General features: G+C 53.5%; 17 protein-coding genes and 1 tRNA gene. 11 read left to right on the top strand and 7 right to left on the bottom strand.

Features of this window, described 5'->3' with window-relative positions; all coding sequences use genetic code 11:
• Positions 1-29: 29 nt before the first annotated feature.
• The 4 genes from D5366_RS07775 to D5366_RS07760 form a co-directional block, all read right to left on the bottom strand.
• Positions 30-1,961 carry a TonB-dependent siderophore receptor gene (locus D5366_RS07775; RefSeq protein ID WP_240775401.1) on the bottom strand — a complete coding sequence of 644 codons (1,932 nt, stop codon included), beginning with the start codon at positions 1,959-1,961 and terminating at the stop codon, positions 30-32.
• Between the two features lie 310 nt (positions 1,962-2,271).
• Entirely contained in the window at positions 2,272-3,120 is an 849-nt protein-coding gene (locus tag D5366_RS07770; RefSeq protein WP_141492990.1) for a sugar phosphate isomerase/epimerase family protein, read from the bottom strand.
• Positions 3,121-3,257: 137 nt separating this feature from the next.
• A complete protein-coding gene (locus D5366_RS07765) occupies positions 3,258-4,613 on the bottom strand; it encodes an ABC1 kinase family protein (RefSeq protein WP_141492989.1) in 1,356 nt (451 codons plus the stop codon).
• Positions 4,614-4,619: 6 nt separating this feature from the next.
• Entirely contained in the window at positions 4,620-6,458 is a 1,839-nt protein-coding gene (locus D5366_RS07760; protein WP_141492988.1) for a M3 family oligoendopeptidase, read from the bottom strand.
• A gap of 192 nt (positions 6,459-6,650) precedes the next feature.
• Here D5366_RS07760 and D5366_RS07755 point away from each other — a divergent pair, with 192 nt between their 5' ends.
• Positions 6,651-7,991, top strand: a complete 1,341-nt coding sequence (locus D5366_RS07755) for a GntT/GntP/DsdX family permease (protein WP_141492987.1) — start codon at positions 6,651-6,653, stop codon at positions 7,989-7,991.
• 67 nt (positions 7,992-8,058) lie between these two features.
• Here the strand turns inward: D5366_RS07755 and gltB are convergent, their stop codons facing one another.
• Positions 8,059-12,570, bottom strand: a complete 4,512-nt coding sequence (gltB, locus tag D5366_RS07750; protein ID WP_141492986.1) for a glutamate synthase large subunit — start codon at positions 12,568-12,570, stop codon at positions 8,059-8,061.
• A gap of 5 nt (positions 12,571-12,575) precedes the next feature.
• Entirely contained in the window at positions 12,576-14,024 is a 1,449-nt protein-coding gene (locus D5366_RS07745; protein ID WP_141492985.1) for an NAD(P)-dependent oxidoreductase, read from the bottom strand.
• A gap of 498 nt (positions 14,025-14,522) precedes the next feature.
• Here D5366_RS07745 and D5366_RS07740 point away from each other — a divergent pair.
• The 7 genes from D5366_RS07740 (at position 14,523) to D5366_RS07710 (ending at position 19,782) form a co-directional block, all read left to right on the top strand.
• A tRNA-Leu gene (locus D5366_RS07740) sits at positions 14,523-14,609 on the top strand.
• A gap of 77 nt (positions 14,610-14,686) precedes the next feature.
• Positions 14,687-15,331 (top strand): ribonuclease D, encoded by a 645-nt coding sequence (locus D5366_RS07735; protein ID WP_141492984.1) that lies wholly within the window; start codon positions 14,687-14,689, stop codon positions 15,329-15,331.
• Positions 15,332-15,336: 5 nt separating this feature from the next.
• Positions 15,337-16,329: a KpsF/GutQ family sugar-phosphate isomerase gene (locus D5366_RS07730; RefSeq protein ID WP_141492983.1), complete on the top strand. Its 993-nt coding sequence runs from the start codon at positions 15,337-15,339 to the stop codon at positions 16,327-16,329.
• Positions 16,326-17,108 (top strand): LPS export ABC transporter periplasmic protein LptC, encoded by a 783-nt coding sequence (gene lptC / locus D5366_RS07725; protein WP_141492982.1) that lies wholly within the window; start codon positions 16,326-16,328, stop codon positions 17,106-17,108. Before D5366_RS07730 ends, lptC begins: the two co-directional genes overlap by 4 nt.
• Positions 17,105-18,058, top strand: coding sequence for an LptA/OstA family protein (locus D5366_RS07720; RefSeq protein ID WP_141492981.1), 954 nt, complete (start codon positions 17,105-17,107; stop codon positions 18,056-18,058). The genes lptC and D5366_RS07720 overlap by 4 nt, the downstream gene beginning before the upstream one ends.
• A 10-nt stretch (positions 18,059-18,068) precedes the next feature.
• The gene (gene lptB, locus D5366_RS07715) at positions 18,069-18,836 is read left to right on the top strand and encodes an LPS export ABC transporter ATP-binding protein (RefSeq protein WP_141492980.1); all 768 of its coding nucleotides are present in this window, start codon (positions 18,069-18,071) and stop codon (positions 18,834-18,836) included.
• A gap of 271 nt (positions 18,837-19,107) precedes the next feature.
• Positions 19,108-19,782 carry a hypothetical protein gene (locus tag D5366_RS07710; RefSeq protein WP_141492979.1) on the top strand — a complete coding sequence of 225 codons (675 nt, stop codon included), beginning with the start codon at positions 19,108-19,110 and terminating at the stop codon, positions 19,780-19,782.
• 536 nt (positions 19,783-20,318) lie between these two features.
• On the opposite strand, the gene D5366_RS07705 is transcribed toward D5366_RS07710, so the two are convergent.
• Positions 20,319-21,653, bottom strand: a complete 1,335-nt coding sequence (locus D5366_RS07705; protein ID WP_141493900.1) for an RsmB/NOP family class I SAM-dependent RNA methyltransferase — start codon at positions 21,651-21,653, stop codon at positions 20,319-20,321.
• A 53-nt stretch (positions 21,654-21,706) separates the two neighbouring features.
• On the opposite strand from D5366_RS07705, the gene D5366_RS07700 reads away from it, so the two are divergent.
• The 3 genes from D5366_RS07700 (at position 21,707) to hemW (ending at position 25,695) form a co-directional block, all read left to right on the top strand.
• Positions 21,707-22,390 carry a YggS family pyridoxal phosphate-dependent enzyme gene (locus D5366_RS07700; protein WP_240775214.1) on the top strand — a complete coding sequence of 228 codons (684 nt, stop codon included), beginning with the start codon at positions 21,707-21,709 and terminating at the stop codon, positions 22,388-22,390.
• A 153-nt stretch (positions 22,391-22,543) separates the two neighbouring features.
• Positions 22,544-24,547 (top strand): potassium transporter Kup, encoded by a 2,004-nt coding sequence (locus D5366_RS07695; RefSeq protein ID WP_141492977.1) that lies wholly within the window; start codon positions 22,544-22,546, stop codon positions 24,545-24,547.
• Positions 24,544-25,695, top strand: coding sequence for a radical SAM family heme chaperone HemW (hemW, locus tag D5366_RS07690; protein ID WP_141492976.1), 1,152 nt, complete (start codon positions 24,544-24,546; stop codon positions 25,693-25,695). Before D5366_RS07695 ends, hemW begins: the two co-directional genes overlap by 4 nt.
• Positions 25,696-25,741 lie beyond the last annotated feature (46 nt).

The following is a 25,741-nucleotide window of genomic DNA, read 5'->3' as shown; positions in this document are numbered from 1 at the left end:
CTTTACTGTCAAAATCACGGCCGATATTCTCAAAACTCATACCGCGCACGGAGTGAGAATGTTCTTGGCGCACCTGGATAAACCCAAAGTGCTGCATAACTGTTTGCGTACCAAGTTTTGTTGGTCAGATTATCAATCTGACCGCTCAGCACCAAACGCTTCGTGACGTTAAATGAGCCGATGAGACGCACTAACGTATATGACGGGAGGTAGAAATTTGTTCCTGTCTCCCCCAATCTCCTGCCTACATAATTAACCCCTGCGCCAAGCATTGCTTGATGTCCCGCAACGTGAAAATCACGGAACAGCAAAACATTGGCACTCCAAGCCGGTATGTTAATCAGCGGATCACCTTTGGCGACAACACGCCCAAAATCCGGGTCCAACACTGTCGATGTTGAGTGCGCGTCAATATACGATGCGCTAGCAATTGTTCTAAAGCCGTATGGCAATGCAGCGTGGATATCCGTTTCAACACCTTGGCTGACCGCCTTACCGATAGCCAGTGAGTATCCTACCCTCGCCGGATCAGAGGTAAGAATATTGTCTTTCGTCATGCGAAAGGCGTCCATTGAAATCTCGATGCGCCGATCCAGAGAACTATACTTTGCACCGATTTCAACATCCCGCGTTCTCTCGGGCCGGAAAGGTGTTCCCGCATAATCCGTACCTGAGTTCGGGCGGAAGCCGCGACCATAGCTCACATAGAGCGAAAGCGACCGCACAGGCTCATAAACAGCACCCACTTGCGGACTGAATGCTGTTTGATGCTGGCTTGAAGAGCTATTATTCGTCCTAAAATTAATCTTTTGCTGATAATCGTCAAAGCGACCACCCAACCGGATTTTTATCTTTTTCGTGACGTCAATCTGGTCCTGTACATATCCACCAGCCGTCCGGCTTTTTTCTTTTTGATTAAACACGACGGCATTTGTAGCGGGCAACGCATTTGCCGCCCTATAAACCGGCGCAAAGATATCAATCGCATTTAATGCTGCCTGAGAAGGGTTACTCGACAGCGCGGGCGGCCTGTAGCGTTTCTGAACACTATCAAAGTCAAAAGCATCGTAGTCTGTGCCAATCAAAACATGGTGCTTCAAACTCCATGTTTTGAATTCACCACTCAACTCAGCACGTCCGACCAAATCTTCTGTCTGATAATCAATATAACGCCGTTGCCGCGATAATGTCCGCCCATCCCTGAATAATGGCTGGCGTGCAGTGGCAAGTTCCGGGGTTTCCCCAAAACCTTCCATATCCGTCAAACGGTCACCAAACCCGAGTTGCAGGCCCCAGTTATGGTTAAAATCATGCTGTAACTGAAGCTGATGCCCCAAATCGCCTACTTTATTGGGTCCGTCACCCGGCTCTCCCAGAAAACGCGTTACGGGTATGACCCCCAATCGCCCATTCACCGCCACGATACCGCGATCAAATGGGATATCTTGGCGCGTATACGAGAGCTGATAAGACAGGCTCGTTTTGTCCGTAATCTTCCAAAGCAAAGAAGGGGCGATTGTCCATTTGCGAGTATGCACCGTCTTACGGAAGCTATCGCTGTCCTCAAAAGCGCCGTTCAGCCGCATGGCCAAGCTTTGCGTTAGCGGGGCCGTGTAGTCCCCATCAACGCGTATGTCGTGGTAACTACCGCCCTGTAAACCAAAGCTGCCATGCTGTTCAAATTGGGGTTTTTTAGTGATGATATCAACAGTCCCACCCGGTTCACCACGCCCGAACAAAGCAGAACTCGGCCCCTTGAGAACATCAATCCGCTCAACACCCGACATATCCCGCGGGCCGCCAAACCCCCGCCCATAGTTGAAGCCATTCACCAAAAAGCCACTTGGGACATTAATATCGCCTGCAAAGCCGCGTACGGCAAAGCTGTCCCACATACCGCCGAAACTGTTTTGCCGCGCTATGCCACTGACCAAATCGAGGGCATTTGCCAAAGTGGTAATCCCCGCCTCTTGCAGGGTCTTGCCGCTGACAGTGATGATATTCTGCGGAACATCCTTGATAGCAACGCGCCCGAGATAAGGCTGCCGCTGCTTTAAAACGGTAATATGTTCCGCTTTTTCTGCCTTTTTCTTGGGGGTTCAGCGGCGTAAAGATGAGAGGCACAAACGGTCAAACCTGAACACAACGCAGACGCCAAAAGAGCATTCTTCCGAGACAACACCCAACCCCCGATAAACTTATTTTTAGTATGTTATACCGTAACACTTTGGGTTTGGATATTTCAAAAGTTGTCCGTTGGCGTTTTCCCAGTCAGCCTTCATTCCAAGCCTTAATCAGCCCGTCCCTGCTTCTCACAAGGACCGTTTTTAGGTCTTGGTCGTAAAGGCTGTCAGGCACATCTGAAGAAAAAATCTCGACCGTGCATGCCCCATCAAAACCTGCATCATGCGTTGCCCGCAACAACTGCCCCAGCGGAATGCTGCCATCTCCCGGCACTAGTCTGTCAGTACCAGAGTAAGGCGTGCGCCAATCGGAAACTTGCAAAACAAAAATAGCCTTTCCGGCTCTTTTAATCGCCTCGGCACATTGATTTTGTTGCCAAATATTCCAGTAATCCAAGCACAGCCCAAACGCAGGATGCGCTACCGTTTCAATCAGCTCTAAAGCCTGGTCGATCGTCCAAATGGCAGTCTCGACGTTCACCGAAGTCGGGTTAAGCGGCTCGATAGCGACCTTCACACCCAAATCCTGCGCGATGGGCGCTACTTTACGCATGTACCGGACCGTTTCATCAACGACCTGCCGGACGTTTCCATTTACCGGAGCACCAGTATTCATGACAAACGAAGCACCTTGCGCGTAAGGAGCCAATTTTTTCAAACTACCAATAAAGGCTTCGACCCGTGCATCAGTTTCTGTCGGCTCAGGCGCCATTTTGCTCCCAAAAAATGTGCGTATCTTGGGCTGTACGGCACTGATTTTCAAACCGGATTGTTTTACCAGGTCGAGCTGAGCCTGTAGCTTTTCTGGGGCAAGTTTGGCTTCGCAAACTTCTATGGCATCAACCCCAAGTTCCGCGTAACGCGCGACGTCTTCCTCAAAAGACCATGGCTGCGTCGTGAATTGATTGACGCCAAAAGAAAACGGAAAATCACCCATTTTAATACCCAGTCCTTCTCAGATTCATCAAACTGATCTGAAGCGCGTGACCCCTTGCTCTCTCAAGCAAGGGAGTAAGTCATCCTACGCCGTGTGGGTATTATGGTTGCCGAAAAACACCCAAGCGGGGTTTCACCTTATTGCAAAGGCGCTGGGACCTTTGCTTTTTTCAGTGCCTCGCTTTGACGTGCGGCCAAGTCATCCACGTTGAAGCCTTCAATCAGCTCCTGGAACATCTCGTGCCAATTCAAGCGCGCACCCAGCTTGAGAAATGCACTGCCCAACCCGATGGCTGAGCGATCAAGGAGCACAAACTCACGAGGCAGCTTTACTCCCCCCGTGCGCTTCAAACCATCATAGACCCGCCCCAAAACCTCTTTCGCTTCAGCAGGGTCATTGCTCTCCTGCATAGAGCAGACACGATCCGTCATGAGAGGACGATAGAAGAAACGCGCCCACTCATTCAGGACCTGCGCAGTTTCGCGGGAAATATTTTGGAAGCCCCATTTCGAATATGCTTGAAAAGCCAGTTCCTCATTCTCCGTCCGTAAAGCGGTGAATAACTGAACGACCCCTTCGACAAATCGTGGTGAGAAAATGCGGATGGCACCAAAATCTAGTAAGTTTAGGCCGTAATCCTCTCTGACCGTAAAATTGCCCATATGCGGGTCACCATGAATAACGCCATAACGATAAACAGGCGTGTACCAACCCTTAAACAATGCGCGAGCCACGGAATTCCGCTCGTCCTGCGTCATTTCTCCTTCAAGTAAGGTACGCATGCTACGTCCGCGCACCCACTCCATGGTCAGCAGGCGGCCGGTGCAAAGTTCAGGGACTGTCGAGGGGACAGTCACATCCGGCACCGTTTCCAGAATGTTTCGATACAACTCCAAGTGGCTCGCTTCGCGCTTGTAATCGAGTTCTTCTCTAAGCCGGTCAGCTAGTTCTGCGTAAACTTCATCTTGTCTTATCGTGCCATCGATCTGACGAAAGACACCCAAGGCTGCTTTAAACTGCATGAGGTCCGTCTCTACTGCACCTGGCATGTCAGGATATTGCAGCTTACACGCAACTTCCCGGCCATCTGCCAAACGCGCTCTATGAACCTGCCCAAGTGATGCCGCTGCGACAGCTTCATGGCTGAAAGCACTGAAGTGGCGCTCCCAACTTGCGCCAAGCTCCGCCCTCATCCTTCGGCGCACAAAATTCCAACCCATTGGTGGAGCGTTGGCCTGAAGATGTGCCAACTCATTGGCGTACTCTTCCGGCAACGCCCCCGGAATTGTCGAAAGCAGTTGAGCGGCCTTCATCAGGGGGCCTTTAAGGTTACCAAGGGCCGCTTTCAAATCTTCGGCGTGGCCTTCCCTGTTGCCCCTCAAGCCAAGCTTATGCCCAGCCAAGCGCGCGGCAATACCCCCCACGGCTCCGGACGTCTTTGCAAAACGCTGAACGCCGCCCAAAAAACCAGTATCGTCTAAATCACGCGCCATGACAGATCACCCTTCCTGCTCAAGCTGATCAATCAACCCGGAAATAATATCCAGCCCTGTTTTCCAAAAATCAGGCTGTGAAGCATCAAGCCCAAATGGTGCCAAAAGTTCTTTATGACGCAGCGTACCACCCGCCTGAAGCATGGTGCGGTATTTTTCAACAAACCCTTCAGGCTGCGCTTGATAAACACCATAAAGCGCATTCACCAAACAATCCCCAAAAGCATAGGCGTAAACGTAAAATGGAGAATGAACGAAATGCGGTATATAAGACCAATAGTGATTATAATCGGGCGTGAAACGGAAGGCAGGCCCTAGGCTTCGCTCCTGCACCTCTTTCCAGATTTCTCCCAATCTCTCAGACGACAGCTCCCCATCGCCGCGCTCATCATGGACTTTGACCTCGAACTGGTAAAACGCGATTTGGCGAACAACCGTGTTGAGCATGTCCTCCACCTTGGAGGCCAACAACAACCGCCGCCGTTCTGGGTCCCGTTCACGCTCCAACAAAGACTGGAATGTCAGCATTTCGCCAAAGACAGATGCCGTCTCAGCCAAAGTCAGCGGGGTTGAAGCGTTTAAATAGCCCTGCGTCTCACCGGCTAGGATCTGATGCACCCCATGCCCAAGCTCATGCGCCAATGTCATGACATCACGCGCACGGCCATGATAGTTCATAAGAATATATGGATGCACCGAAGGTGTGACAGGATGAGCAAACGCCCCTGATGACTTACCCGGCACTGCGGCCGCATCAATCCACGGATTATCCAAAAAGCGCCCGACCAGTGCCCCTAAAGCCGGGTCAAACTGCGTATATGCATCCCGTACAATCTTGCACCCTTCCTGCCAGGACAGGTCACTTTCCTGCTCACCCGGCAGGGGAGCATTCCGGTCCCAATGTTCTAGCTTTTCAAGGCCAAGCCACTTTGCTTTCAACGCGTAATATCTGTGCGACAAACGGGGGTAAGCATCATTAACTGCCGCGACCAACGCGTCCACGACGTCATCTTCCACCATGTTGGCGCGATTGCGTGACGATGTAGGCCGTGGATACCCACGCATCTTATCGGCAATAGCCTTATCTTTTGCGAGGGTGTTTGTAATCTGGGTCAGCAGACGTGAGTTCTTTGCCAAAACACCACTAATTTGCTCTGCCGCTTGCTGCCTACGGGCTCGGTCACGATGGGTCAGCGTATTAAACGCCTCCCCCAATGGGCGTTCCTCTCCATTAAGCGTAACAGTCAGTTCCGCCATAGTCTCGTCAAAGAGACGGTTCCACGCATTGCGCCCCGTAACGGATTTATCCATCAAAACCTGCTCAACCTCGTCAGAGAGCTGGTAAGGCTTGAACACTCGCAAATCGCGTATGTAGGGACGCCACTTTTCCATTTCCGGTGCAGCAAGCAGCATATCAGCCTGCTCATCCGTTAAGCGGTTCAACTCCAGCGTGAAGAACAGCAAATGCCCGGAAATATCGGTCAGTCGCTCTTGCACACCTTGGGAAAAACGCCCCCAGGCCCCGTCCGTAGTGTGCGCAGCAAAACCGAGTTGCGCGAAAGAGCCAATACGCCCGAGCCCTTCCTCTATCCGCTCGTAATCCCCAAAAGCACCCGCCAAAGCCTTGGGGCTGATGTCTCCTAGCTTGCCCTTCCAAGCCTGCCCAAATTGCTGCGCCGCCTGTTCCAGCGCGGCAAAATCGTCGGTAATTTGGGGATCACTTGGAGATTCATACAAATCACCCAAATCCCAACGTGGCGGAGCACTCTTCTCCGACGAAGACCCCTCCTGCCCAGACGTGGCAGAAGCAACAGAAAACGGGCGTGCAAAAAGATCATGTGTCATAATTTCAACTATTAGCCACACATTGCTCACCGTCAAACGGATCTCACTTACGCCGCGCACAATTCCACATGTTGTCGTGTGGAGATTTTTCACATTCGTGGGATATCTACTCTTTCCTGCCCCCGGCCTCTTGGCTCACAGTGCAAAAAGGCGTTAGCCCTCTCATGACATCCTTTTTCAGGATACGAGACAATGAGTATCCCTTTTGCACTATGCCTTGTTACTGGTTCGATCCTCGCGCTTGTGGTGCTTATCGCACGCCTGCGGTTAAACCCTTTCATCACTCTTTTTGCCGTATCAATTATCCTCGCCCTGATTGCAGGAATGCCTGCTGATAAAGTCGTAGGCTCGTTCGAAGCCGGCGCAGGGCACGTTCTTGGACATGTCGGCACCGTCATCGCACTCGGCACCATGCTCGGAAAAATGTTAACCGAGTCCGGCGGGGCAGATCGAATTGCCTTGACCGTGTCCGGAATTGCCGGGCGCGGGCGCGTCGACTGGGCCATGATGGTCATCGGTTTGCTCGTCGGACTACCGGTTTTCTTCGAAATCGGCTTTGTCCTGCTCATTCCTATTGCCTTCGTTTTGGCCGAACGGACAAAAACCCCACTCCTACAAGTGGCCCTGCCCATGGGCGCCGCATTATCCGTTACACATGCGTTGATCCCGCCACACCCTGCCACGTTGCTGGCACTGTCGGCCTATCACGCCAATATCGGGCAAACCATTTTTTGGGGCATCATCATCGGTACCCCCGTGGCCATTATCGCGGGACCAGTTTTTGGGCGTTTCGCAGCAAAACATGTGCCTCTAACTGAGCATAACCCTTTAGCTGCACAATTTATTCGCGCTACGCCTCCTGAGAATCTGCCAAGCTTTGCAGCAACAGTCGCAACAATTCTGTTGCCTGTTGTGCTCATGTTTGTTGGATCTTCCGCTGACAGTATTGCCAAACCGCATAGTTCCTTGAACCAGGCGCTGCATTTCTTTGGCAATACGGACATTGCCCTTGCCGTTGCTACAGTGCTCTCATTTTATGTGCTCGGCTTGGCCCGCGGCTTCTCACGCGAGACCATTTTGCGCTTTACCAATGAGTGTCTTGCACCGACAGCTCTCATCATGCTCCTCGTAGGGGCAGGCGGCGGCTTTGGGCGTGAACTCATCGATAGCGGGGTGTCCAAGGCAATTACCGACGCTGCACTTGGCATTCACATGCCACTTTTGCTGCTTGGCTGGCTCCTTGCCGTAATTGTGCGCGTTGCTTGCGGCTCTTCCACGGTTTCCATGGCCACTGCGTCAAGTATTATGGGACCTATTCTTGCACAAGCCCACGGCGTCTCGCCGGAACTCATGGTGCTCGTAACAGGCGCTGGCTCTGTTGCCCTTGGCCCAATGAACGACGCAGGCTTCTGGCAAATTAAAGAATATTTGGGCCTGACCGTACCACAGACCCTCAAAACATGGTCCGTTCTGGAAACGCTCATCGCCGTTTTCGGCCTTCTATTCGCGCTGCTCGCTTCGGTCTTTATCTAACAAAAAACCTTGCCTCCGCCCCATAACAGGGAGGAGGCAAGGTTTCTAAAACTCTCTGCCCTAAATATTATGCCGAGAGTTTCGACAAATCTTCCTGAACATACCCGATTACCTTAGCGTAGTCGCGTGGCACAACGTGCCAGAACTGCCCTAAAGTCTGCTCCCAGCAATGGAGCAGGTCTTCAGCGTAAATACTACCTGTCTCACGCACATGCTCCTCTACCAGCGCACGCAACTCGTGGTCCCACCGGCTACCCGGCGCTACACGATTCAACATGATCGTATCTTCGTTGACTTGCGCTCCAAAACGCCCTGAACGATCCAGCACATAGGCCATTCCACCCGTGAAACCGGCTCCGAAATTATCGCCAGTCTCACCCAAGATAACGACCGTACCGCCCGTCATGTACTCACAACCATTAGAGCCACAGCCCTCAACAACTGTGGTCGCGCCAGAGTTACGCACGGCAAAGCGTTCACCGGCTTGGCCCGCTGCAAACAGTTTGCCGCTCGTTGCACCGTACAGAACTGTATTGCCAATGATCGAGTTTTCTTCCGAGCGCCAAGGGGCAGAAGGTGGCTTACGCACAACAATTGTCGCACCAGACAAGCCTTTACCCACGTAATCGTTGGCATCGCCTTCCACGTCCAACTTCAGACCCTTAACAGCAAAAGCGCCGAGAGACTGACCGGCCGAACCGCGTAGAGACAATGTCAAATGCCCCTCCGGCAAGGTATGCATACCGAACTGACGGGTAATTTCACCCGATACACGCGTACCAATGGCACGATGCGTATTCTGCACTGTGTAGTGCAAATGCAGCTTCTCACGACGTGAGAAGAGCGGCCGTGCATCAGCCATAATGTCAGCGTCCAACGTATCGGGGACCTCGTTGCGGCCTTCGCGCGTGCAGTAACGTGCATGCTCGCCCGGATCCGCCTGCACCAGCAGAGAGTTCAGGTCCAGATCGTCCAGATAATCTGCCCCACGCGATACCTGACGCAACAAATCCGTACGGCCGATAACATCCTTCAGCGAGCGCACGCCCAACTCAGCCAAGATGTGCCGCACATCCTCGGCAATGAGCGTGAAAAGGTTGATCACCTTCTCTGGCGAACCGTCGAATTTCTCACGGAGGCGTTCATCTTGCACACACACACCGACTGGGCAGGTGTTGGAGTGGCACTGCCGCACCATGATGCAACCCATAGCCACCAACGCCGCCGTACCGATGCCGAACTCTTCGGCACCCAGCATCGCAGCCATAACAACGTCACGGCCGGTCTTGATGCCACCATCGGTACGTAGCACCAAGCGGTGGCGCAGACGGTTCAACATCAGAACCTGATGCGCCTCACTCAATCCCATTTCCCACGGCAAACCCGCGTAATGGATGGAGGATTGAGGGCTAGCCCCTGTACCGCCCGAATGCCCGGAAATCAGAATGGCATCAGCATTAGCTTTCGCAACACCTGCCGCAATCGTACCGATACCAGTACGCGCCACCAACTTCACCGTGACTGTCGCAGTAGGGTTCACCTGCTTTAAGTCGTAGATAAGCTGGGCAAGATCTTCGATGGAGTAAATATCGTGATGCGGTGGTGGTGAAATGAGGGTCACACCCGGCGTTGCGTGGCGCAAACGACCAATTAACTCCGTAACCTTAAAGCCCGGCAACTGCCCGCCTTCACCAGGCTTAGCACCCTGCGCCATCTTAATTTCGATTTCACGGCAGTCATTCAAATACTGCGCCGTGACACCAAATCGCCCCGAGGCAACCTGCTTAATGGCGGAAGACGCATTATCCCCGTTGGGGCGTGGCGTGGCACGGATAGGGTCTTCGCCACCCTCGCCCGAGTCTGACTTCGCACCAATGCGATTCATCGCGATGGCCAGTGTCTCATGGGCCTCCGGGCTTAGTGCGCCAAGAGAAATCCCAGGTGCGACCAAACGACGACGAATTTGAGTGATGCTCTCAACTTCATCGATGGGGATAGGCGCATGTGCCGGCTTGAAGTCCAGCAGGTCGCGCAGCGCAACCGGGGCCGTCTGGCGCACACCATCCGCATAGCGCTTATATAGCGTGAAGCTATTGGCCGTTACCGCTGACTGTAACATGTGCACCAATTGACCGGAGAAAGCGTGCGTCTCTCCTTGGCGGCGCAGCTTATAGCGCCCGCCAATTGGCAGCGCCTCTACCTTCTGGTCCCATGCCTGCTTATGCGCCTTTAGGATATTGCGCGCGATGCCGGGCAGACCAATCCCCGAAATCCGCGATGGCATCCCGGGGAAGAACTCCGCCACCAAAGCACGTGACAGGCCAATAGCTTCAAAATTATACCCACCACGATAGGCCGAGATAATCGAAATGCCGAACTTAGACATGATCTTTAACAGACCCTTGTCTACAGCCTTACGATACCGTGCCATCGCGTCACGGATAGCCATGGTGCCAAACAAGCCACGGCGCAGACGATCTGCAATACAATGCTGAGCCAAAGATGGATTGACCGTGGTCGCCCCTACTCCGATCGTCACCGCAATTGCGTGAACGTCAATAGCACCCGAACTCCGCACGTTTAACGACGTAAACGTACGCAGCGATGTTCTGACCAAATGCACATGCACAGCAGCTGTTGCCAGAATCATCGGGATACCAGCCCGCTCCGCGCTCACATTTTCATCTGTCAGGAATAGGTGTGAGCACCCACAGCGTACCTGCTCTTCAGCCTGCGCACGAATTGACGCAATTGCAGCGCGCAGACCGTCCTCGCCCTCTGCTGCAGGGAATGTGCAGTCAATAACCGCCGCGTTATCACCGCATTCGCGGCGCAGCGCATCGAATTCACCAATGGTCAGAACAGGGCTAGGCAGTTGCAACAAATCGCACTGCTCGGCAGACTGATCCAATACATTTCCGAGGTTACCCAAACGCGTAATCAAGCTCATCACACGCGTTTCACGTAGGGAGTCGATCGGCGGGTTTGTGACTTGGCTGAAATCTTGGCGGAAGTAATTCGACAGACCGCGCTGCGTCTTTGACAAAACCTGCAACGGCGTATCATCGCCCATTGAGCCCAACGCTTCCGCTGCTGTCTCAACCATCGGATGCAGAATTGTTTCCAACTCTTCATGCGTCAAACTCACCGAGACCTGCAGGCGGCGCAGGGCCTCACCTTCTGGCGCCTCGGGCTCGCACACATCGCGCACGACGGGTGCGATATCTTTTATGCGCTGCGTCCATTCGCCATAGTCTTGGCGTTCGGAGAGCATCTCCAACACTTCGTCAGGCTGATATAGCCGCGCGTCACGCAGGTCTAGCGCCAAAGTCTGCCCAGGCCCAAGACGACCGCGCCGCTCAACGCGGGATTCAGGCACGCGCACCATGCCCGTTTCTGAACCCACAATCAGCAATTTGTCTGTTGTAATCGAATAGCGTAGCGGACGTAGCCCCGCACGATCCAGACCCGCAATAATCCAACGCCCATCCGTCGCGCACAGCGCAGCAGGGCCATCCCATGGCTCCATAACTGCATTGCAATAACGGAACATCGCCCGTGCTTTTTCTGACATTGAGGAGTCAGCCCCGGCCGACGCTGGAACCAACAACGTCTTTGCCATTGGCGCATCACGCCCAGCGAACGTCAAAAGTTCAAATACGTTGTCCAGCGCTGCCGTGTCCGAACCCGAAGCCTGCACAACAGGCTTCAAATCATCCAAATATGGATTCAAATTCGGGTGCGACAGACGCGTCTCATGGGAGCGCATCCAATTTCTGTTCCCAGAAATCGTGTTGATTTCACCATTATGCGCGACTTTACGGAAAGGCTGCGCCAACTTCCATGTCGGGAAAGTATTGGTCGAATAACGCTGATGATAAATTGCGAAGCGGGAAACAAAGCGTTCATCCAGCAGATCAGGATAAAAATCCGTCAAATTCTCCGCAAGGAACATGCCTTTATAAATAAGCGAACGACAGGACAATGAACACATGTAGAGGTCCACATGGTCCTGCGTTGCGCGGCGCTCAATCCGCCGACGGATAACGTATAAATCGCGCTCAAATGTTTCCTCATCGCTCCCAAGAGCGTTGCGGATCATGATCTGCTCAATTTCGGGGCGTGTCTGGTTTGCTTTCTCACCAATGCAAGACGCATCGATTGGCACCTGACGCCAGCCATAAATGCCGTAACCGAAGTTGAGGACTTCCGTTTCAACAATCTGACGGCCACGCTCTTGCGCCCCAAGATCGGTCTTGGGCAGGAAAATCATTCCAACCGCAATGCGGCCATCAATCGTATCGTCCTGCGCGCTACTATGCACGGCATCAGCGAAGAAATCCTGAGGGATTTCTACGTGGATACCTGCGCCGTCACCAGTTTTGCCATCGGCATCAACCGCGCCACGGTGCCAAATATTACCCAGCGCTTCGATACCAGCTTTTACAACGGCGCGCGAAGGTTGCCCGTCTAACGCGGCGACTAGGCCAACACCACAGGAATCCCGTTCCTGTGAGGGGTCATATAGCCCCTCCAAACGCTTTACATTTGCGGCGTATTCAGCGGTAAAATTCGTCATTTGTCTTACTCCGCTGCTTCCAGCGCGTCCTGTCCCATAAGGGACCCATTTTCAAAAGCTGCGTGGATGGCATCCGCCGCATCGCGGCCGTCTTTAATGGCCCATACGACCAAGCTCGCTCCACGCACAATATCTCCACCAGCGAAAACACCCGGCAGACTGGTCTCAAACCCGCGCGGTGGCACTTTCAAGGTTCCCCAGCGCGTAACGGCCAAGTCAGGCTCATTCCATTGGCCGGGCAGGTCTTCGGGGTCGAAGCCCAACGCGCGAATAACCAAATCGCCCTCGACGATGGCATGCTGTCCCGTTGCTTCAATGGAACGGCGGCCGGTTGCATCCGGTGTACCTAAGCGCATTTTCTGTACGCGTACGCCAGAAACATGCTCGCTTCCCAAGAAAGCATCGGGGGCCGCCAGCCACTCGAAACGTGCACCTTCTTCTTCCGCATTATACACTTCTTGCCGTGATCCTGGCATGTTGGCTCTATCACGGCGGTAAACGCACACGACTTCAGCCGCACCCTGGCGTATTGACGTCCGTACGCAATCCATAGCGGTATCACCGCCACCAATTACAATGACACGGCGCCCCTTGGCGTGCAGAGCTACGTCATTACCCGGGTCTTCGTGATAGCCACGACGGTTGGACGCGGTGAGGAAATCAATCGCGTCAACAACGCCCCCTAGTTCAGAGCCCGGCACATCAATGGCGCGCGAGCGATAAACACCCGTACCAAGAAAGACGGCATGATGACGGGTCCGCAAATCTGCCAAAGTTGTCTCACCTTCACCGCTCCCTATTGGCGTTGATAGGTGGAAGATGACCCCTTGGGCTTCAAGCAGCTTCCAACGGCGCTCAACTACGTCTTTTTCAAGTTTGAAGCTTGGAATACCGTAAGTCAGCAAGCCGCCAACACGGTCTTGGCGCTCGTAAACATGCACCTCATAACCCTGACGGCGCAAACGCTCAGCGCATGCAAGACCTGCCGGGCCTGAACCAACAACACCAACGCTTCTGCCCAATTCATAATCAGGCAATACCGGCTGGACCCACCCTTCAGCGAAGGCATTTTCCGTCACGAAACGCTCGACCGCGCCGATCGTCACGCTCTCAAAGCCTTTATTAATCACGCAGTTGCCTTCGCAGAGGCGATCTTGCGGGCAAATACGACCACAAATTTCGGGGAATGTGTTTGTTGCCGCTGACATAGCATAGGCATCTTGCAAACGGTTCTCTGCCGTCAGCTTCAACCAGTCAGGGATGTTATTTCCTAACGGACAATGCACAGAGCAAAATGGAATACCACATTGCGAGCAGCGAGAAGCTTGCTCCTCGGCACGAGCGCGAGCGAAACCTTGGTAGATTTCACCGAAATCCTTCTTTCTCTCTTCAGCACTGCGCTTCTCTGGCAATTTCTGAGAGAGCTCGACGAATTGCAGCATCCGCTCCGTCATGCACCCACTCCCTTTGATTCTTTAGATGCTCCTCCCTGCGGCGAGCGACCTCCCCTGCATTCAGAGCTATGTTTTTTAAGTTTCTCCCTGCTAAAACCTCAGCCAAAACAATAATAGTCAGCAATGCTTACCTATTTATATCACTCAACCTAGGAGCATCTTTACCTCAGACAAACCAAAACAAATAATTAAGTCCGATACGGACCTATTAGTTGAGAATGCATCGCATATACATAAACTTATTTATTTTGAATCAATAACTTAAAGTATAAATCATCAATCTAACACCCAAACAGCAGGCAAAGGCTTGTGTCACACCACCTTCCACCAGCACATAAGCCCCATTCCAAAAACTCATACCAATCGACGCTTTTTAGGTATTTTTAAAATTCACAAACTTTTCGCATTTTCCTAATTGACGCCCCCAATTATCCGGGCTAAACGCCTCTTCACCGAGCCGGACCGCTTCAGAAACTGAAACGCAAAGGTGGCCTCAATGCCCAGATGGCGGAATTGGTAGACGCGCAGGTTTCAGGTACCTGTGTCCGAAAGGACGTGGAAGTTCGAGTCTTCTTCTGGGCACCATCATTACAGATCAGGCCGGATCGGCCCCAAACTACTGGCCGCATCGCCCTGCATCCCGACAACAGCGGTGATACGACATGAGCCAGCAGAACGCCATCCATCTTCACGACGGCGACTTGCCGGCAGATTTAGACCTAGGCTCTGTTGTCGCAATCGATACAGAAACAATGGGTCTAAACCCACACCGCGACCGCCTATGCCTCGTGCAGCTTTCGTCAGGCAACGGTGAAGCCCACCTTGTGCAAATTCGTCCGACGTCCCTCGGTGGTCGCGGAGCGGATGCCCCAAACCTCAAAGCACTCATCAGCAACCCTGACGTTACAAAGCTGATGCATTTCGCACGGTTTGACGTAGCGGTTCTTCAGCATACATTCGGGGTGGATGTACCCTCCGTGTTGTGCACCAAAATCGCTGCACGCCTTGTCTATACCTTCACAGACCGTCACGGCCTTGCATATCTGTGCCGAGACCTTCTCGGCGTTGAGCTCAGCAAGCAACAACAGAGCTCTGATTGGGGCGCTCCCGTTCTGAGCGATGACCAAAAACGCTATGCAGCATCGGATGTGCTGTATCTGCATGCATTATGGGCCAAGCTCGAAGCAATGCTCATCCGCGAGAACCGTCGTGAACTCGCTCAGTCCTGCTATGACTTCCTCTCTGCGCGCGCAAAGCTCGATCTTCTCGGCTACGAAGACCCAGATATTTTCTCTCATCGCGCTTAACTCTTATGCTTCAGCCTCTCGCCTCTTCCCACCCGCATGATTCGGCGCGCAAAACCCTGTTGATTGAGCGCACGGGGCTGGAGGCTCTCAGCTCTGCGCTGAACAACCAACTCGGCGCGTCATTTGACGCCGCAGTTGAGGCTATTTTTAATTGTAGCGGCCGCCTTGCCGTCACTGGAATTGGCAAATCCGGGCATATCGGGCGAAAAATTCAAGCGACCCTTGCTTCTACGGGCACACCTTCTCTTTTCATACACCCGGCAGAAGCCGCTCATGGTGACCTCGGCATGCTGGCAGAGGGCGATCTTATTCTCGCTCTTTCCAACTCCGGGGAAACATCTGAACTCGCAGCCATACTCACCTATGCCTCTCGCCGCTCCATTCGCGTCATAGCAATCACGGCGGTTGAGGATTCTGCTCTCGCGCGGGCGGCAAACATTACGCTGCTTCTCCCACGCGCGCCCGAGGCTTGCCCGATGGGCCTTGCACCCACCACAAGCACACTTATGCAACTGGCCCTAGGCGATGCCCTTGCCATAGCACTACTAGAACGGCGCAACTTCACAGCAGAAGATTTTGGAACATTCCACCCCGGCGGCCGTCTCGGCGCCCAATTGCGCCCCGTCCGTGAATTAATGCACAGCGGTGACACTCTCCCTCTCGGAAAGCCGGAGTTACCACTTCAAGAGGTCATTCTTGAAATGACACGCAAGACATTTGGCTGCATGGGTGTTATTGATCATGAAGGCGCATTATGCGGCCTGATTACTGACGCTGATTTGCGCCATGCTTTGCTTGGCAACATGCAAACCACAACAGCAAGGGACGTCATGAATACAAAACCCATCACGACGACTCCTAAAACCCTTGCCCAAGATGCGTTACGCCAGATGAACGCCCGCACCAAACCTGTTACCAGCCTCTTTGTGCTCAACGATGACAGGCAACCTGTAGGCATTATTCATCTGCATGATCTTTTGCGCGCGGGCCTCCGGTGAGCCAAAACTCCCCTGGCGACAATCAGGCGCGCCGCCCCCAACGCGACGATTTTAACCAAGAGCGCCGCGATCAGATTTCCCGGCTTGATGCCATCCGCCAAGCAGCATCCGAGCGTGACCGAGGTATACCTGACGCAAACGACCTCGCCAGACGCCGTTCGGTCGTTGCGTTCGCTAAAAGAGCGCTCCCTACACTCGCTATTTTGTTGCTTGTTTCTATCGCTGCATGGCCTGAGGTAACGCATCTCGTAAGCCAAAACCGCGCCGCCCTCCGGGAGATGGCCCGTTTGCGCGTTGAGAGCGGCAATATGGAAAATGCGGTTTACCGTGGGCTGGACGAGCACCAACGCCCCTACACAATTTCAGCTCGCGTGACGCACCAAGAAGGCCCTGACCGCGTTGACCTCACTAATCCGGTCGCGGATATTCTTCTACCCGGTTCAGGCTGGGCACAAATCCACGCTGACCGTGGAATATACATGCAGCACGAGCAGACCCTCAACCTTGACGGCCACGTTGTCCTTTATCGAGATGATGGTACTCTTTTAAACGGCCCGTCAGCTGATCTGGACCTAAAGCACGACGTCGTTGCATCCCGTGACGGTGTCCACGCAGAAGGCCCCTTTGGCACCGAAGACGCACAAGGGTATTTCCTCGATCAGCACGAGGGCATTATGCAGTTTACTGGTTCAGGGCGCACCGTCCGCTTTGACGATACAAATACAGGGGCACAGCCCAAGCAGAACTCCCCGTCCCAAGGAGCACCTACGGCACCATGAAGCGTCCCTTTTCGATCCGCCACCGGCTTAGCGCCAGCACCGCATCATTATGCGCTGTCCTGTGCTCGGCCCACTTAACGCCAGCACATGCTGCTCCCGGTGAACAGGACCTGTCGCACGGTCAGACCGTACAGCTTTTTTGGAAAGGCGAGGAAGTCTACGACCGTAACACCCAAACCGTCACTTTAAGCGGTGGGGCGCGCGCAGTACGGGGAGACGTGACCGTAGACGCGGATACCTTGATTGGCTATCTGCGCAAAAAAAACCAGGCGGGGCAGCAGCCAGATACACAGCCCGCGCAAAATGATGGATCTGACCCAATGGGCGGCTCCCTCGAATTATACCGGCTAGAAGCTCGGGGCCACGTGCACATCTATAATCAAGCAGACCAAGCTTGGGGAGACCGCGGCCTGTACGACATGGACCAGTCCGTGATGTTGCTCACCGGACAAAACCTGCGCCTCACAACTCCGCAAGATATTCTTACGGCGCGGGACGTTATGGAATACCACGCGAAAGACCACCTCTCGGTTGGGCGCGGCAATGCAACCGTTACAACGAATGACGGCAAGCAGGTTCAAGCAGACGTACTGGCCGCTTACAGCGCAGCGCAGGATACGACACCCCAGCCCGCCGCAGCTGCGAATGCACCCAGTAGCCCTCTCGGCGCGGGAAGCTCCAAGCTGGACAGAGCCTATGGTTGGGGGCATGTCATTATCCGGACGCAAAACCAAACCGCCACCGGCGATCGGGGCGTTTATGTAGCGGCCAGCCAAATTGCACGCCTCATAGGCCATGTACATGTTACGCAGGGCCAAAACCAAAATAATGGCTCACAGGCTATCGTGAACATGAAAACCGGCATCGCCACCATGCTGCCCGGCACTGACTCCCCGATTCAAGGCCTCGTCGTACCGAACGAAGCCACCTCGCCCCAGTCGCATAAGTGATCCTGATACCGTGACAACCCAAACCACCTCACCTTCAACCGCTACGCTGCCAGCCGGCTCAGGCCTCGTTGCAACCGGCATTGGCAAAACATATAAAAAGCGTGCCGTTGTTCAAAATGTATCCCTGCAAGTTCAACGCGGTGAAGCCGTTGGCCTGCTAGGCCCCAACGGAGCAGGAAAAACTACCAGCTTCTACATGATTGTTGGCTTGGTGCAGCCCGACACGGGCTCTATCACGCTTGACGGCGCAGAGATTACAGAACTTCCCATGTACCGTCGTGCGCGTTTGGGTGTGGGTTATCTTCCGCAAGAAGCAAGCATATTCCGCGGCCTGAATGTTGAGCAAAACATCATGGCTGCACTGGAAGTCATCGAATCCGACCCCGACACTCGCGAAACAATGCTTGAAGGCCTACTCGCAGAGTTTGGCATCACGCATTTGCGCCGCTCCCCCTCCCTCGCCTTGTCAGGCGGTGAACGTCGCCGCCTAGAAATCGCGCGCGCTCTGGCCAGCCAACCCAATTACATCCTACTTGATGAGCCATTGGCCGGTATTGACCCAATTGCCGTTGGCGAAATCCGCGACCTCGTCTCTCACCTGAAAGACAGAGGCATTGGCGTGCTTATCACAGACCATAACGTCCGTGAGACGCTCGAAGTTATTGACCGGGCCTACATCATGCATGGCGGTCAGGTTTTAATGGAAGGCACTCCGGAGGCGATCGTGGCGAACGAAGACGTGCGCCGCGTCTACCTCGGAGAAAACTTTTCTCTCTGAACTATTAAATCCCCGCTCAGTATCATCTGTAAAACACCAAACTGAGCGGCAGATGCTCACAGCGTTCATCACCGAAGACCATGTCGCAAAATGGGTTTTTCGGCTAATTTCAGCTCGACACGAAAATCCAAACACGTGTAAAATTAGTAAATTATTCATACCGGAACAAACACAAAACGGTCCTTCCTGAACTTTACAACAGAGTTAAAAATACATCTGAAGAGATTACGCAATGATTATAAGAAATGCTTCTTTTGTTAAAGGCCACACAATGAGCCTCGATAATTACCGTTTCGATGGGCCAGGAAATATAGGATCTCCTGAGAAACCATCTATTTGGCTTTGTGGTATTGAATTTGGCGAATCAAAAAATACGAATCCTACTCTTGCCGCAGAGGAAGGATACTCGGTCGAAAAACAATGGGGATGGGGCTACAATCAAAAAGCTCATAAGCTTCTTTGTTGCATTGAAGGCTATCCAATTAGCGAAGCATTTGAATTCGCTAAAGAAAAAAATATATTTTCCTCTCCCGACTGCAATTACCTGCTCACAAATCTTTTCCCCGAGAACTGCCTGACCGTCGATACATGGTCAATTGAAGCTCAACAACGCACAGGCTTTAAAGATAAAATTGACTACATAAATTACGTCAGAAATGTTTGTTTCAAAGCAATGAGAGCACAAATAAAAGCTCATAAGCCTAAGCTATTCATCGGTGTAGGTGTTGCTCATGAACGTGATTTCGTAAACATTGTGTCAGAGCCACAAATCAAGTGTGAGCTTGCGGAATTTACAGTTGGAAAACATAAAAAGCGCATAAGGCTTTATCCAAGCGAAACACCACTAGCAGTTATTCCACACCTTAGCTCTGCGGGGGGCCTGAACAGTAACGAATCCATTGAGAGAGCTGGAAAAATCATTCGTGAACGATTGCTATCCGCGTGAGATAAACTGTGCACGCAGTTTTGATATCTGCCCCAAACCTTAGAATATCTCTCGTGAGGCCATTCGGGGCTGAATAAGTCAAAAAGCGAATAAGCAAAATGTTTGGCTCTGTTGAAGAGTTCTAGAATTTTCGTTTTTATGTTGATTTCAGCATAAGTAGCCTACTGTCAGTATACGTTTTTGAATTTACGTGTCACGCTGAAAGCAGACGAAAACTAACTTTGCAACAGAGCATCACCGGAGCCTCTCCCCAGCCCGGAGGGCTGAGAACGATGAATATTGTACCGGCGGGCGCTTATGAATGGTTTTCGCCGGCTCGGCACACGCCGCTATAACGCAAAGCGACGTCCCAATAAGTCCGGATTTTATGGCAAAACGGGCTACGCTTCTCATCATCTCTTTCTCCCCTTCTCTTGGGAGCTTTACCGTTGAGAGATTAACAACAGAAACCGTTTAAACCAATCTTACTGACAAAATTTCCCTGTGGAATTTTGTTTGAATAAGCGGGAGTGGTCTGCACCCTCCCGCTTATTCGCTTAGATGCGAATGAGACGTGCTGCAAAGAACCCGTCCATCCCACCCCGCTCCTGCCAGAGGCCGGGATGAGTGCGAAAATATCCTTCTGCAGTGCGTGCAACGGACATGTTTTCCAGCTCAGCTTCCGTAAACGGTTCCAGCTTCCAGCCACCCCGTTCCAGAGCCGCCTGAACACGCTGTGGGCCTTCTTCATCCTGTAAGGAGCATACTGCATAAAGCAGAGTACCGCCCGGCTTGAGCATAGCCCGCGCCGCATCAATAAAGCTGTCCTGCGTCTCAGCCAGCGCAACAACATCACGCGGGCGCTTGATCCACAACACGTCTGGATGCCGCCGGAACGTACCCGTTGCTGAACACGGAGCGTCAAGCAGCACTGCATCAACAGGCTCCGGAGCCTGCCAAGTCAAAGCATCCCCTTCAACCACATCCACAGCTTCAAGCTTCAAGCGCTTCAAGTTTTCACGCAAGCGATCTGCGCGCGCCGCTTCACGTTCGACCGCGATGACCGACGCGCCTGCACATGCCAGCTGGGCGGTTTTACCACCGGGTGCCGCGCAGAGGTCAATCACGGTTTTCCCCGCAACATCTCCCATCAAGCGCACAGGCATCGACGCGGCCACATCCTGAGCCCAGAAAGCGCCTTCTTCAAAGCCTTCCAATTCGACCATTCGCGTACCTGCAGGGAAGCGAACACTACCCGTGGGCAACACATCCCCTTCCGCAGGCGCTTCAGCGCCAGGACGTAAAGTAATGTCCAGAGGTGCTTCACGGTGCAAACCGCGTGAGATCGCACGGGCGCGCTGCCCCCAAGCGCTCCAAAGCCATGCAGGCACATCAAGGCGCGCTTCATCCAATCCTTCACGCAGGGTAGCACCTTCCCGAGAGATGCGCCGCAGCACCGCATTTGCAAGGCCTGCAAAAGGTGCCAGTCCCCGACGGCGGAGCAGGTCTACAATTGTTCCAACTGCGGCATGGGGTGGCGTTTCAAGGTGAAGAAGCTGTGCAACGCCTAAAAGCAGAGCGCAACGTACAGGCTCTGGTGGCTCACGGCGCAGCAACGGCTGGAGCAATTCGGTCATGCTCCCCATATGACGCAGCGTTGTCGCCGCCAAACGATGCGCAGACGCTCGGTCGCGCGGCTCCATAGCACCAGCACGATCCAAAGTTGTTTCCAGCATACGGCGATGCTCAACAACTCCGCACACAATGTCGAAAGCCAAATCTCGCGTCGGATCAGCAGAGGGACGTGGCGGACGCCCAGAATGCCCTGATTGCTTGGCTGGTGCCGCTTTACGTGGGCCGCGTGACCCGCGGCTGGTGGTCGGTTTATTCATAATATGGGAAATCGCATCTTGCGGCGCTGGACGCAATGGCGTCATGTGCCTCAATGCCTGACATTATTGCTTCAAACCTAGATAAGATTCGAAACCGCGTCCAAAGCGCCTGCCTTAAGGCCGGCCGCCCTGCCGATGCTGCCCAAATTGTGGCCGTCAGCAAATTTCACCCTCAAGAATCCGTTGAGGCCGCCCTTAAGGCCGGGCAGCGGCTTTTTGGTGAAAATCGCGTACAGGAAGCAAGCAGCAAATTCCCGGCACTGCGTGACGCTTTCCCCGATGTGAAATTACACATCATCGGCGGCCTACAAACTAATAAAGCACTCGACGCATGCCGAATTGCCGATGTTATTGAAACACTCGACCGGACCGCATTATCCGTTGCGCTAGAGAAAGCCGCTCAAAAACTAGGGAACCTTCCCAAACTTTATATTCAGATCAATACCGGCAACGAACCGCAGAAATTTGGCACCCCAAGGGATCAATCTGACGCTTTCATTGAGGAATCCCTCAAACGCTTTGGGGACTCCGTTCAAGGCATTATGTGCATCCCGCCCGAAGACGAGTCTCCTGCCGCGCATTTCCAGTTCTTAGCTCAACTTGCCAAGCGGCACGGCCTGTCGACGCTGTCTATGGGGATGTCGTCTGATTTTGAAATAGCTATTGCAGAAGGCGCGACTCACGTCCGCGTCGGAAGTGCAATTTTTGGCTCACGCCCCGTTACACAAATTGAATAAAAATACATTTAATAACTATACATACTAAACACCTCACACTCGTATTGCTTGCGTCCCTCCCTAAAATTTTGTCATGAAGAGTCTGTTAAAGGTCGATCTCTTCGTCTTAATCCGGCAAATAGCTCGACAGCGAAGCCTAAAACGGAACCCTTCATGTCCGATCAAAGCGGCCCAAACACGTCATCATCCTCTCAAAAAGGGGAGATTCCCGGCGAAAGCGGAGAGGCCCCGAAACTCGGCGGCGATAACTCAGCCGTAACGCTCGATGAAGGCAGAGCAAGCCCTCACCCCGCCAAGCCGGTTGGCAAAGGTGCCCTCATCGCTGTGCTTGGCGTCGTATTTGGTGACATTGGGACAAGCCCGCTTTACGCATTGCAATCTTCAGTTAATGCCATTGGCGGGGACAAACACGCTGTCCCCCATGTCGACATTCTAGGCCTCGCAAGTTTGACCTTCTGGGCGCTGATGCTGGTGGTGACGATTAAATACGTCATTCTCATCATGCGCGCTGACCATAACGGCGAGGGCGGCATCATCGCCCTGATGTCGCTGGCACAGCGCGTCGCCAAATCACCTCGCCTTAAATGGCTCTTCGGAATCGCTGGCATTGCCGGCAGCTGCTTGTTCTTCGGAGACAGCATTATCACGCCTGCCGTGTCCGTCCTTTCGGCCATTGAAGGCATAGAAGTTGCCGTTCCCTCCGCAAGCCATATTATCATTCCCTGTGCCATCATCGTGCTAGCCGCTCTTTTTGCAGCGCAAGGATTTGGTACAGGCAAAATTGGGCGAGCATTTGGCCCAATTATGGTCATTTGGTTCGCGGCGCTCGCTGTGCTCGGCATTCGCGGCATCATGCTTTACCCGAAAGTGGCACTCGCGCTCTCTCCGACCTTCGCGCTGTCTTTCATCGCAAGCCACGGTACGCTTTCTTTTGTGGCCCTTGGTTCCGTCGTTCTGTCTGTGACCGGTGCAGAAGCGCTTTACGCCGATATGGGGCATTTCGGGCGCTCACCCATTCGCAAAGCTTGGCTCTTTTTTGTACTGCCATCCTTAACGCTGAATTATTTTGGTCAAGCAGCTCTGCTCATCAAAGACCCAACAACACTCTCCAACCCTTTCTACCACCTTGGCCCAGCGTGGGCGCAGGTTCCGCTCCTCATTTTAGCAACATTCGCGACCGTTATCGCGTCTCAGGCAGGCATTTCAGGCAGTTTCTCCCTTTGCCGCCAGTTGATACAGCTTGGATACCTTCCACGCACCCGCGTCATACACACAAACCCCTCCGAAGAAGCACAAATCTACCTACCGTCCCTGAACTGGATCCTCGGCTTCGGTGCCATCATCCTTGTTCTCTCCTTCCAGTCCTCAGCAGCACTTGCGGCTGCGTACGGCATAGCTGTAACAGGCACTTTCCTGTGCACATGCGTCCTCGCTATGGTCGTGTTCAGGCGTACGTTCAAATGGGGCGCAATCAGCGTTGGCATTGTTTTTGGTTTCCTATTCATCGTGGACAGCGTCTTCTTCTCGGCCAACTTGCTCAAAATTCCTGACGGCGGCTGGGTCCCCCTCGCTATAGGCATTATCAGCACCATCCTCATGACCACTTGGAAGCGCGGACGCGGGCTGCTCGCCGCCCGCCAACAAGCAGATTCCATGCCTATCGGCTCTCTGCTCAACCGACTTCCACAATCCCGCACCGTTCGGGTGCCGGGCTTGGCCGTTTTCTTGACGGCCAACCCAAACAACGTACCGAACTCACTGCTTCACAACCTAAAGCACAACAAAGTGCTGCATGAGCATGTTCTGTTCGTCACGGTACAAAACCTTGACCAACCGGAAGCCGAGCGGGGCGAACGCACAGTCGTGCAGGAACTTGCACCAAATATTTATCGCGTAATCGTGCGCTACGGCTTTATGGAGATGCCTAACCTTCCACGCGCACTGCAAGAGCTTAAATCTCTGAATGTACCGTTTGATCCCATCCAAGCCTCCTACTTCACCTCACACGAACTCGTCGTTCGCTCACGCGTGCCCAAGATGTCTCTTTGGCGGATGTGGGTTTTCCTCCTGCTGCTGCGTAACGCGACATCAGCGACGGAATTCTTCCGCATTCCGCCTGACCGCGTGGTCGAATTCGGCGTACGGATAGCCATTTGACCGACGCTCTCTCGCTCTACATTCACTGGCCCTTCTGCCTCGCAAAATGCCCTTATTGTGACTTTAACTCGCATGTACGCGAAAAAATCCCACAAGAGCGTTTTGCAACGGCTTTGCGGAACGAACTCGCACACGATGCAGCCCGACTAGGCCCCCGCCGCCTTAACGCCATTTTCTTCGGCGGCGGGACGCCATCCCTGATGGCTCCAGAAACAGTCGCTGCGCTCATAGATGATGCCGAACGCCTTTTCAAACCGGCGCCCGATTTAGAAATCACGCTCGAAGCCAATCCTACCAGCGTAGAATCTGGCCGCTTGGCAGCATTTCGGGATGCAGGCGTTAATCGTGTCTCTCTCGGCATACAAAGCCTGAGGGAAGACGCGCTCCGGCTGCTCGGCCGTGAACACTCCGCATCGCAGGCGATTAAAGCCCTTGAAACGGCCCGTAATATCTTTCCCCGTATTTCCTTCGACTTGATTTACGCCCGCCCCGGACAAAGCCCCGCCGATTGGAAAGATGAACTTTCCACCGCGCTGGACCTCGTGGCTGATCACTTGTCGCTTTACCAACTCACAATTGAACCCGGTACCAAATACGAGGCCCTACACCGCAGAGGAGAAATCAGTCTCCCCGACGATGAAACCGCAGCCGAACTATACACCCTGACCGGGGACGTAGCAGCCACGCGCGGCCTTATGCCCTATGAAGTCTCTAATTATGCGAAGCCGGGCTGTGAAAGCCGACATAACCTGACTTATTGGCGCTACCAGGACTATCTGGGCATAGGCCCCGGCGCACACGGGCGCATGACCTACAACAGTCAACTCCACGCCACCCGTCGCCATCGCGCCCCCGAACCTTGGGCAGACCTCGTCGAAAAGTATGGCACAGGCAGCCGGGAAGAAACCTTGCTCAGCGACGAAGAGAAAGGCCGGGAAGCTTTACTCATGGGGCTACGCCTCACAGAAGGCATAAACGCTGAGAAGTTCGAACAACGCTCCGGTCGTGCTTTACAAGAATGCATCGATCCCGACATATTTTCAGCATGCCTAGAAGAAGATTACCTTCAGTATGACGGCACCACCCTGCGCGCCACCTCTGAAGGGCGTTTGAGATTAGAGTCTCTGCTCGCGCGCCTCGTGCTGTAACAAGAGCGCTCTTGTCTTTTGCACCCAGATAAGACGATTATTACGC

The sequence above is a fragment of the Neokomagataea tanensis genome (assembly GCF_006542335.1).
In the GTDB taxonomy this organism is placed as follows: Bacteria; Pseudomonadota; Alphaproteobacteria; order Acetobacterales; family Acetobacteraceae; genus Gluconobacter; species Gluconobacter tanensis.
Note: the sequence above shows the minus strand (reverse complement) of the source record. Positions and strands in the feature narration are given on the sequence as shown.